This window comes from Thermoleptolyngbya sp. M55_K2018_002 (assembly GCF_015295965.1).
GTDB lineage: Bacteria > Cyanobacteriota > Cyanobacteriia > Elainellales > Elainellaceae > Thermoleptolyngbya > Thermoleptolyngbya sichuanensis.
Window position 1 is genome coordinate 1 of the sequence record NZ_DVEA01000064.1, and the last position, 10,346, is coordinate 10,346.

Annotated in this window: 8 protein-coding genes, 1 tRNA gene and 1 pseudogene; 6 read left to right on the forward strand and 4 right to left on the reverse strand. The window is 56.1% G+C overall.

Going from position 1 to position 10,346, the window contains the following annotated elements; translation table 11 throughout:
• Nucleotides 1-36: 36 nt before the first annotated feature.
• The gene (locus tag IGS51_RS03045; protein WP_297075741.1) at nucleotides 37-216 is read right to left on the reverse strand and encodes a hypothetical protein; all 180 of its coding nucleotides are present in this window, start codon (nucleotides 214-216) and stop codon (nucleotides 37-39) included.
• 87 nt (nucleotides 217-303) lie between these two features.
• Nucleotides 304-546 carry an antitoxin AF2212-like protein gene (locus IGS51_RS03050; protein WP_297075743.1) on the reverse strand — a complete coding sequence of 81 codons (243 nt, stop codon included), beginning with the start codon at nucleotides 544-546 and terminating at the stop codon, nucleotides 304-306.
• 419 nt (nucleotides 547-965) lie between these two features.
• Between IGS51_RS03050 and IGS51_RS03055 the strand changes: the two genes are divergently transcribed.
• The 3 genes from IGS51_RS03055 to IGS51_RS03065 all read left to right on the forward strand — a co-directional run bounded on the left by IGS51_RS03055 (nucleotide 966) and on the right by IGS51_RS03065 (nucleotide 4,932).
• Nucleotides 966-2,525, forward strand: coding sequence for a hypothetical protein (locus tag IGS51_RS03055; RefSeq protein ID WP_297075746.1), 1,560 nt, complete (start codon nucleotides 966-968; stop codon nucleotides 2,523-2,525).
• A 492-nt stretch (nucleotides 2,526-3,017) separates the two neighbouring features.
• Nucleotides 3,018-3,947, forward strand: coding sequence for a glycine betaine ABC transporter substrate-binding protein (locus IGS51_RS03060; protein WP_297075749.1), 930 nt, complete (start codon nucleotides 3,018-3,020; stop codon nucleotides 3,945-3,947).
• Nucleotides 3,948-3,957: 10 nt separating this feature from the next.
• Nucleotides 3,958-4,932 (forward strand): ABC transporter ATP-binding protein, encoded by a 975-nt coding sequence (locus IGS51_RS03065; RefSeq protein WP_297075752.1) that lies wholly within the window; start codon nucleotides 3,958-3,960, stop codon nucleotides 4,930-4,932.
• 176 nt (nucleotides 4,933-5,108) lie between these two features.
• On the opposite strand, the gene IGS51_RS03070 is transcribed toward IGS51_RS03065, so the two are convergent.
• Both IGS51_RS03070 and IGS51_RS03075 read right to left on the reverse strand, forming a co-directional pair.
• On the reverse strand, nucleotides 5,109-6,086 hold the full coding sequence (locus tag IGS51_RS03070) for an aromatic ring-hydroxylating dioxygenase subunit alpha (protein ID WP_297075754.1): 978 nt from the start codon (nucleotides 6,084-6,086) through the stop codon (nucleotides 5,109-5,111).
• Nucleotides 6,068-7,177, reverse strand: coding sequence for a RuBisCO accumulation factor 1 (locus IGS51_RS03075; protein WP_297075756.1), 1,110 nt, complete (start codon nucleotides 7,175-7,177; stop codon nucleotides 6,068-6,070). Before IGS51_RS03075 ends, IGS51_RS03070 begins: the two co-directional genes overlap by 19 nt.
• A gap of 129 nt (nucleotides 7,178-7,306) precedes the next feature.
• Between IGS51_RS03075 and IGS51_RS03080 the strand changes: the two genes are divergently transcribed.
• From IGS51_RS03080 to IGS51_RS03090, 3 genes and pseudogenes are all read left to right on the forward strand, one after another.
• Nucleotides 7,307-7,379: transfer RNA gene (locus IGS51_RS03080), tRNA-Ala, on the forward strand.
• Nucleotides 7,380-7,651: 272 nt separating this feature from the next.
• Entirely contained in the window at nucleotides 7,652-8,590 is a 939-nt protein-coding gene (locus IGS51_RS03085) for a DUF4007 family protein (protein WP_297075758.1), read from the forward strand.
• A 5-nt stretch (nucleotides 8,591-8,595) separates the two neighbouring features.
• Nucleotides 8,596-10,346, forward strand: a pseudogene (locus tag IGS51_RS03090) (hypothetical protein); the annotation flags it as partial.

Sequence of the window (10,346 nt, forward strand, 5' to 3'; positions counted from 1 at the left end):
CTTAAACAATGCTCAACGATCAACTTCGCCGCCTTGTTAATTCCGTCGCGCATCCACCACGCCCAGCCCCAGCACCACCCCGTCGTAGAGCAGCGTCAGCCCCAGCGCGATCGCCAGCCCGGAGGGACGAGTCTGACCAGACAGCAGGAGGGCGATCGCCAGTCCCGCACCCGTTCCAGCCAGAATCAATTGATACAGTCGCGCCGCAGGAAGCATCGGAAAGGTTTGGGAATCAGAGGAGCAGGGAACAAAAATTCAGAAGCACCCTAAAGATAGATCCAAAGATTTGTATCGAGAAGGACGCTATCGATCATAGAGTTCTTCCCGATTGAATCTGTAATCTTCAGGCAGCTTAAAGGAGTGGTGTTTGAGTTGTTCTAAAAAACGCTGTTTCCTGGGTTCCAGGTTTTTCTCGGTCTGGTCTTTTAATTCGCTCGTGTCTTCTAAAACAACAATCCTGAGCTTTTTGCCTTCCAGCGCCGTATCAAGTTTTTCATCCAGGATTAAATTGCCATCGTGGTAAGTAGCTCGGATTACTTTGCTCATAGAGTCATCTTTTCGGGTTGTTCTGAATCGTGGTTTGGTCTTCGCCAATTTTCTCCGCACTCAAAATCACTACTCAAAATCATCCGCTCTACTTCGACGAGTTGGGGCGCTTCCAACCAGCCCTCTGAAACATCGGCTGAGTTTTGGTGGGGGTTGGTGCAATTGGAAAAGGAAATGCGATGGGCAAACCCAGGAATCAGATGCTGATCAGGATACTGCTCAAGACACTTGATCTTCTATGATGCCCTAAAGCCCTTGATATACCTCGTTTTGCGCTCATCTCATCAGGCTGAACTAGCTCCCTCTGCTAGCCAATCGAACACGACAGCATCGCATCGCCTCGCCGCGCTCCCCTGATCTCTGTCCCTGCCATTTGCTAAGGTAAGCAATGTCGATTTGCTCTGCTTCTGCATTTGCGTATGGCTCGCCGCATTGCCCCCCCTACTGGTTCCTCTGGCTGGCTCCAGCCGCTCGACCGGGTGGCTTGGCTGATGATGGCGGTGCTGCTGGTGCTGACGGGGCTGCTGCTGGCGGGGGGCGACCATGCTTCGCCACGGGTGCGCGATTTTAGCTGGGACGGGCGGCAGGTGGGCGCGGAAGATTGGGCGTTTTTGATGACTTTTAGCCGTCCGATGGATCGCCAGAGCGTGGAGCAAAATCTGCGAATTGAGCCGCCACTGTCGGGCAAGATCAGTTGGGCGGGGCGGCGCATGGCCTACACGCTCGATACCCCAGCGCCCTACGGAACCGAGTATCAGGTGCGGCTTCAGGGGGCCCGCGATCGCTTCAATCAGTCCACCGATACCAACCTACTGCAACCCTTTGAAAGCAGCTTCAAAACGCGCGATCGCGCTTTTGTGTATTTGGGTGCGGAGGGCGACGAGGCGGGGCGGCTGGTGCTGCAAAACCTGACCCGCGACGAAAAGACCATTCTCACCCCGGCGGATCTGGGTATTTTCGACTACGAGCCGTATCCAGAGGGCGATCGCATCCTGTTCTCAGCCGTCGATCGCAAACATCGCGCCGACGATATTAGCCCATTTCTCTACACGGTCACCACGGGGCTGCTGCCGGAAGCGCCCGCCCCTACCATTAGCCAAATCAAAGCGGGAGAACGAGTGAGGAGCGATCGCGCCCCCCAGCCCGCGGGCATTGTGCAACTGGTGCTGGGCGACAATGAGTACCAGAATTTGAAATTTGACCTGTCGCCCGATGGGCAGCGCATCGCCGTGCAGCGGGTCAATCGGCAAAATCCGGCCGAGTTTGGGCTGTGGGTGATCGAGCCTGGTGAGCCTGCCAAGCCCGTGCCGACTGAACCGGGCGGCGACTTTGTGATTGCCCCCGACGGCAAAACGCTGGCCATGGCCCAGGGCGAAGGCATGGCAATCCTGTCGCTCACGCCAGAGGAAGATGCAGCCGAAGAGGGCAAGCCGCTGGACTTTTTGCCAAAGTATGGCCTAGCGCTGAGCTTTAGCAAAGATGGCGCGGCGGCGGCGATGGTGCGCTTTAACCGCGACCCGCAAAACCCGACGCGATCGCTCTTTTTGGTCACCAATCAGGGGCAAGAAAAGGAACTGCTGACCACCGACGGCTCTATCTTCACCGCCCAGTTTGATCCCACAAACTCGCTACTCTACTGTCTGGTTTCCACCCGCCTGCCAGGGGATATTTACGTCGAACAGCCCTATCTTGTGGCCATTAACCTAAAATCTGGGATTCGGACTGACTTGCTCAAGCTGCCCATCCAGCGGGATATCCAAATCGCGCTGGCCCCGGACGGATTGGGGCTGCTGTTTGATCAGGTGGTGTCTGCCTCGGATACCACGGAGGAGGGCATTGCTCAGGGCAGCGACGGACGGGCAATCGCCACCAGCCGCCTCTGGTTCTTGCCCCTACAGATCGACGACGAGGGCAATCCCCAAAAGGTCGCCCCCCAGCCATTGGCGGTGGCAGGGCTACGGCCGCGATGGTTGCCGTAGGCAAGCCTGTCGAGAACGGGGTCTGCGAATGGAACCTTCAGGCACGACTCGATCAACCCTGCGAAGGAGACGCGCTGAAATTTTTGCCCCCTTGGGCTGAGTTTGCCGAGCAAACGCCTGGATTTGGGCTGAATCCTTTATGATGAGTGAAACCTTTAGAACTTATGCAGTTGGACAATTTCTCGCAGGCGCAGCCCGCAAGAAATTGTCCAGAATCCAGAGAACTTATCGCAAGTGCGTAAGTCCTGACCTTTTTCGCTGAGCGATTTTTGGCTCAAAATCGGCCTCTAGACTTCCAATCTTTGAAGGTTGAAAGAGGTTGAAAGAGGTTGCAAGCCATTATTGCAAGTCGTTAGTGCAATCGTCAGAACAGATATCAGAACGGTTATTCGGAACCATTAGAAGGTTCAGCAGCCCCGATTAAGCGGGCTTTCCGCACCCTGACTCCCACTCTTCTATCGCGCCCAAATCTAGACTATGCAAGGTTTCAACATGCACGTTTCCAAGTCCCTGCGCCGACTGCTGATTTTGCCCCTAGTGGCGCTGTTTTCCGCCTTTGTCGTGGTGTCCTGCGCGGGCGGCAGTGGCGGCCCCAGCGGCTCCACTGCTGGGGGGACGGTCACCGTCGGCTCCAAGGACTTTACCGAAGCATTTATCATCGGCGAGATGTATGCGCTGGTGCTGGAAAAGGCAGGGCTGACGGTGAACCGCAAGCTGAACCTGGGGGGAACGCCCGTTGCCCAAGCAGCGCTGATGAGTGGCGAAATCGACCTGTACCCCGAATACACGGGTACGGGGCTGCTGACGGTGCTGAAATTGCCTGCCCAGAGCGATCGCCAGGCCGTGTTTGAAGCCGTCTCTAAAGGCTATAAGGAGCAATTTGACCTGGTGTGGCTGGAACCGTCGCCCATGAACAACACCCAGGCGCTAGCTATGACCCGCGCCAAGTCTGAGGAACTGGGCATTAAAACCATTTCTGATATGGCTGCTAGAGCCAGCGAACTGACGATCATCGGCCCGCCAGAGTTTGAGCAGCGTGAAGACGGTCTCCCCGGTATCAAAAAAGCCTACGGCGACTTCCAGCTAAAAGGCTACAAAGCCGTTGATCCGGGTCTGCGCTACAAAGGGCTGGTGGATGGCGAAGCCGATGTGGCCGTTGCCTTTGGCACCGATGGCGAAATCGCGGCGTTTGACTTGGTGCTGCTGGAAGATGACAAAAATCTCTTCCCGCCCTATCAGGTTGCGCCCGTGGTTCGGCAAAAGGCGCTGGATGCCAATCCCCAAATTGCGGACGCGCTGAATGCCCTTGCGCCCAAGCTCACCGACGATGTGATGCAAACCCTCAACTTTGAAGTCAGCGGCAACCAGAAGGAACCCGCCGACGTGGCCCGCGAGTTTCTGACTAGCGAAGGGCTGATTTAGGGGCTACTCCATGAGCGCTATCCGATTTGACAATGTGCTGCTCCGCTTTCCGGGCATGGCGCGGGCAGCGGTGGATCACGTCAGTTGCGAGGTGGAGTCGGGCAATCTGGTCGTCATCTTGGGACCGAGCGGCTGCGGCAAGACGACCCTGCTAAAGATGGTGAATCGGCTGTATGAGCCGACAGCAGGCACCATTTACTTGGGCGACACGGACATTCGCCAACTGCCGAAAACCCGGCTGCGCCAGCAGATTGGCTATGTGATTCAGCAGTCGGGGCTGTTTCCCCACATGACCGTAGCGCAGAACATTGCTGTTGTGCCCAGGCTGCTGGGCTGGGCCAATCCCCGCATTCAGGCGCGGATCGACGAACTGCTGGATTTGGTGGCGCTGCCGCCGGGAGAATATCGCGATCGCTATCCCGCCCAACTCTCCGGCGGACAGCAGCAGCGGGTGGGGCTAGCGCGGGCGCTGGCGGGCGACCCGCAGGTGATGCTGATGGACGAACCCTTTGGGGCGATTGACGCGATTACTCGTGCCACGCTGCAAGACGAAATTTTGCGGCTGCAACGGCAGTTGAAAAAGACGATTCTGTTTGTCTCACACGATGTTGAAGAGGCGCTGCGGCTGGGCGATCGCATTTTGATCATGAAAGCGGGACAGATTGTGCAATATGACACGCCGTTCAATATCCTGACCAAGCCCACGAACGAGTTTGTGCATGACCTGGTGGGCGCAGACGACATGGTGCGCCAGCTCAGCCTGCTGCGCGTGTCCACCGCCATGACTCGCTTGCCCGACGGCTACGCCCTCAATGGACACAATGGACACCCCACTATCGCCCGCGAAGACAGCCTGCGCGATGCCCTGTCGCTGATTCTTCGCACAGGCGCACCCAAGCTCACGGTTTTAGAAGACGGTTCCCCCGTGGGCACGCTGACCCTGGAGCATATCCGCGACTCTGCCAGTGTGGGCGCGAGGGGCTAGAGGCGTGTCGGAACCGCGACGGCTTGTGTGAAGCGTCGATCTTCCGCGAAACCATTTTCCGCGCGAAACCATTTTCCGCTAAGCCATTACGCCGTACTGCACCCCCAACTGCCGGAGCCACTTGCGATAGGCCAGCGACGTGCGATCGCCCGGCAGGTGAAACTCGACCGCAAGATTCAGCGGCAGTTGCGGCGGGTCGTGGGATTGTCTAGGTCTTGCTGCACGATGCGATCCTGAAAGGCAATCAGTTCTGCATCGGGAATCTCCTGCCCAAAGTTCAGCGCCATTGCCATCCAGCCGACACATTCCGTCTCGCTGACAGGCGTGACGTGATACAGCAGCGCCAAGTTTGCGCCACTGGGATTGGGCTTGCGGAGGTGCGCCGTGAGCGGACGCTCCACGCGGTAATCGTAGACCACCTCGCTGCCGCTGCCTGTGCCATAGGGGTCGGGCTGCCAAATTCGCAGGTTGCGAGCCTCGATACCCGTGGGCGTAACCTGTACCTCATAGTCGGCGATTTCGGGGCGCTGGGGAGAACCCAGGATGTCGGCGTGTAGAATCGGCAGGTGGGTCACGTCCAAAAAGTTCTCGATTGCCCGCGGCCCGCTGGTGTGGATCGTGTAGGGCCCGGCGATCAGCCCGCGATAACCCGGTTCGTGCCATTCGGGAAAGTCCACTATTTCCTGCCCCGGAACGCCCAAGCAGACATAGACCAGCCCGTAGCGCTCCTGCACTGCGTAGGTTTCGGCGTGGGACTGGGGCGGCGGCGTATAGCCGGGGTGCGCCGGAACCAACACGCAGCGCCCACTGGGGTCAAATGCCAGCCCATGATAGGGACACACAAGGCGATCGCCCGCCACCCGCCCTTTTGACAACTGCACGCTGCGATGGGGACAGCGATCGCGCCACGCCTGCACCGCCCCACCTGCACTGCGCCAGAGGACGATGCCCGTATCGAGCAAGCGCGATCGCCCCACTGCGCCAATGGGCACATCCACCGACCGAGCCACCACATACCAGTCGTTCCAAATCACCGGGTCAATCGCCGCCGCAGTTGCCTTCAGCGGATTGGCAGCCGGATTGGCCGGGCGATCGCCAGACTCTTCAAGGCCGCGCTCCACGCCCAGATCGAACCCTATTCTTCCAGTTGCCACAGCTCTTTATTAAAGTCTTCGTCCAGCACGCGCTTCGGCCGCATGATCAGCACCACTCGCCCCAGGATTGGCTTGGCAGGTGGCACGTCAAACCACTGAATATCCAACTGTCCCTCTTGATCTACCACAAAGTAGCTGAACTCGTCCCACTGGCGCTGCGCCCGGTCAAGAATCACTAACACTGGCTCCGACGGGCCCTCCGGCGCATTGGGCAACTGGTCGCTGTCGGTGATCAGCGCTACGGGGTCTTCGGCCGCCAAAATTACCTGCCAGCCGGGAACTGGAACCCACGCCCCCGTGCCCGAAAACTTGACAATGCCAAAGGGTTCCTCCTCTTGCAGAATCGGCACCGCCTGGAGGTGGGCGCGAGACAGCGGCAGCCGACCCGCCACCGGAATTACCCTCGGCACTTCCGACTCCGTTTCCAGCCGATAAAACGGCAGCCGGGGAGCCTGCTGCACACGGGCCACGCCAAAATCGGTCAGCAAATGCTCTAGCTGCTGGCGGGCGCTGTCGCTGCTGGCGAATTTCAACCCCTGGGCAATCAGGCGCGATCGCGCTTGCAGATCCGCCTGCTGCCGCGCCAGGTTCCAGCAAAAATAGGCCACCGCGTCGCCTGGTGCCTGGGGAAACTTCTCTGGCGGGGCCGCCAGCCGCGAATACTCCTTCACCGCCCGCACTAGATCCCGTGCCCCTTCCGAGTCCACGCCTTTTTGGACCACCAGTTCTGCAATCGCCGCGCGATCGCCCTGGCTCAGCACCCGAAACTCGTACAGCGTATCGCTACCCGTCCGCTCAAAACGGGCCCGCACCGCGTCCGACACGCCCACCTTCAGCATCGACAAATACACCTGCGCCGCTACTACAATCTGGTTTTGCTGCACAGGCTCAAACCCCGTTGCCTCAAAAATTTGCTGCGGCGAATACCCTGCCTTTTGCAACTGCAAGCAGGCTTTGCCCCAGTCCATCCAGGTGCCCTGCTTGCGCCGCAGCGACAGGATCAGCGCCTCTATATCTGGCTCGGTGGGGGCGCGGTCGGGAGCGGGCGACGCTGGAGACGTTTCGGAAGGTTCGGGTGGCAGGTCAATCATAGGGCGTGAGGTTCTGTGCCAAAGAGCGAGCAACAAGGCTATTCCCCATTAAACGCCAAATCTCTCACTTGAAATCCAAAGATTAGTTGACGAAGTTGCCATTCGTCAGGCATGATGGAAAACGCACAAGGGGCTATAGCGCAGTTGGTAGCGCATCTCAATGGCATTGAGAGGGTCAGCGGTTCGAATCCGCTTAGCTCCATTCCTGATCTTCCACTCGATTTTTCATGCCTCTGTTGCTGATGATGGCATTGCCTGGGCTGTGGAAGTGCCAGCATCGGCCTGGCTGTCAGAATTGCTGCAAGCCTAAGGGCATCTCGAAATTACTGTATTGCGAAAATATTGCGAAAATTAGCTACGCTATATCAAGCTATTTTCAGCAAGCAACCCTATTTTTCGAGGTGCCCCTAAACATCAGTGTTAGGCAAGTGTTAGACAAACGTAGGCAAGTGGGAATGGGCGCTGCGTGAAATTATGGCAACAGAGTTTGTCAGTTTTACTACAGTCAATCGGGCAGCAGCGGATCGTGATGTTTCAAAGCCGTTTGTCTTTGCGCGTCATGAAACGTTTCATCCCCGCTTTGGTTGGTTGAAGAAGGGTTTTGATCGTGCCTCTATCGATTCAGAGATTTTCTTAAGGGAGGATGCCCCTGTTCGGCTCGGCGTGGGAAAGAACATGGTGCGCTCCATTCGGTACTGGTGTTCTGCCTTTAAGCTGCTGAAGGATGACCGGCCGACAGAATTTGGTCAGCAACTCTTGGGGCAGGACGGCTGGGACCCTTATCTAGAAGATCCTGCCTCTCTCTGGCTGCTGCACTGGAAATTGCTGGAAGCGCCTAACTTGGCGACCGCTTGGGATGTTGCCTTCAATTATTTTCGCCAGGTCGAGTTTACGACCGAAGATTTGTTTTACCAGCTTTGTGAGTATCGCGATCGCGAAGCTCCCCGTATTTCTGAGTCTTCACTCAGGAAGGATGTGAGTTGCATTTTGCGGATGTATGTCGTGCAGCCTAGCGGCAAGGCTCAAGTCAGCGAAGATTCCTTGGATTGCCCATTTACAGAACTGGGGTTAATTCACACCGCAGGGGATTCGCGGCACTATATGTTTCGGGTCGGGCAGAAGCCAAGCTTATCCCCAGAAATTGTGGTTTACGCTTGCTTAGAGCATCTTGCTCGAACCGGTAGCCCCGCTAAAACGATTCCGATTGCCAATTTGCTCTACGACCTTGGCAGCCCAGGAATTGTATTTAAGTTGACCGAGAGTGCCATCTGCGACGCGATTGAACTCGTAGCCCGACAATGGGATCAAGTTCGGCTCTCGGATGCTGCCGGAAAGCTGCAATTTTCCTTTGAAGGTGAGCCGTTTGAACTATCCGAAGCTATCTTAGACAGGTATTATCGAGCGGGAAGGTGAGCGAGATGACCAATAAGGGCTTCGACATGAGTGCTCAGCCGAACGTCCTATCAAACTATTTTGAGCTACACCGCCGCTACTACCGATCCGTCAATTTAGAGAGGGACTTAGATAAACCTGATGCGGTTCAGGGTTATGTTCCGACTGAGCGATCTGCTGAAGCGTTGCGGCGGATTCTATCTGCTATTGGAGACCCGAATGCTCACCGCGCTTGGACTATAACTGGAGTCTATGGCACAGGCAAGTCGGCATTTGCTCACTATTTGGCGGCGTTGTGTGCGCCTGAAGGCAGTCGAATTGCAGAGGAAGCCTGGGCGATCGCTGAGTATGCTTTTCCGGTTGACAGTCCGGAAATGGAAGCTATCACAAATGTTCCTGAGCCTGGATTATTAAGAGCCGTAGCAACGGCTCAACGGGAGCCTTTAAGCTGGACAATCGTTCGTGCCTTATCACGCGGGTTTGAGCTTTTTTGGAAGAAGAAGCGAAAGCCAGATTTCTGGATGGATCTGAATGAGTGGCGCTTCCAGGCGGAGGAGGGCAACTGCCAGGTTACCGACCAACAAGTGCTGAAATTGCTCCGAGAAGTCGTCCAAACGGTTGAAACAGATGTGCTGCTCATTATTGATGAGTTGGGTAAGAATCTGGAGTATGCAGCTCATCATCAGGGCATTCAAGATCTTTACTTGCTTCAACAGATTGCCGAGCTAGAGCTTAAGGGAGACTATCAGGTTCACCTGCTGGGCATTCTCCACCAGTCGTTTGCAGGATATAGCGATCGCCTCTCAACCATCGAGCAAAGTGAATGGACAAAGATTCACGGACGATTCACGGACATCGTTCTTACTGAATCACCTAGCCAGATGACTCGCTTGATTGGGCAGGCGATCGTTCGCTCCAGTCAAATTCGACCCAGCATTCACCTTCAGGCCGAACGCTGGTTTGAGTCGTTAAAGGACGTATTCTCGGAATATGAGATTTCAGCAAAAGTGCTAGCGGATGCCTATCCCCTGCACCCCCTGACAGCGCTGGTGTTGCCAATGCTTTGTGTGCGTTACGCCCAGAACGATCGCTCTTTGTTTACTTTTCTCACTAGCGACGAGCCTTACGCCTTACCGCAGTTTCTTAAATCCACTGCCATTCAGGAAGACGAAATCCCCACCCTGAAGCTGTACCAGCTTTATGACTACTTTGTTGAGGCAGTCACCGGGCTTGCATCTCGACTTAACTTACAACGTTGGGTTGAAGTACAAGGCTTAATCCAGGATGCCAAAGACCAGAGCCAGGATGTTCTTAAGGTACTGAAAACCATCGGGGTTCTTAACTTAGTCACCTCAACCGGAAAATTTCGCGCAACGCCTGAATTAGTAGCACTGGCATTGTGCGACTCCCCCACGGATGAAAAGGGACGTAAGCATTGGCAGAAGACGATCCAATACCTGAAGCAGAAAAAATTAATTACTCACCGCAGTCGAACCCAGGATGAGTTGCGAATCTGGCAAGGCTCAGATTTCGACGTTGAAGCCGCAATTCAAGCGCAAATCGAGCAAGCCTACAATCCCCTAGCGGATTTGTTGACCACAACCTATCCCTTAAAACCGCTGGTTGCTCAACGCCATTACACCACAACGGGCAACCTCCGCTATTTTGAGCAACGGTACGTTGATAGTCGGGTTGACCTACAGACATTGACTTGTACTACGACCGGGAGTGACGGCTTAATTGCCTACTGGTTAGATACCGCGTCTTTTGAGTCAGT

Excerpts from the sequence above, each read along its gene's own strand:
- IGS51_RS03045 (WP_297075741.1), bottom strand. The coding sequence starts at position 216 with ATGCTTCCTGCGGCGCGACTGTATCAATTGATTCTGGCTGGAACGGGT.
- IGS51_RS03050 (WP_297075743.1), bottom strand. The coding sequence starts at position 546 with ATGAGCAAAGTAATCCGAGCTACTTACCACGATGGCAATTTAATCCTG.
- IGS51_RS03055 (WP_297075746.1), top strand. The coding sequence starts at position 966 with ATGGCTCGCCGCATTGCCCCCCCTACTGGTTCCTCTGGCTGGCTCCAG.
- IGS51_RS03060 (WP_297075749.1), top strand. The coding sequence starts at position 3,018 with ATGCACGTTTCCAAGTCCCTGCGCCGACTGCTGATTTTGCCCCTAGTG.
- IGS51_RS03065 (WP_297075752.1), top strand. The coding sequence starts at position 3,958 with ATGAGCGCTATCCGATTTGACAATGTGCTGCTCCGCTTTCCGGGCATG.
- IGS51_RS03075 (WP_297075756.1), bottom strand. The coding sequence starts at position 7,177 with ATGATTGACCTGCCACCCGAACCTTCCGAAACGTCTCCAGCGTCGCCC.
- IGS51_RS03085 (WP_297075758.1), top strand. The coding sequence starts at position 7,652 with ATGGCAACAGAGTTTGTCAGTTTTACTACAGTCAATCGGGCAGCAGCG.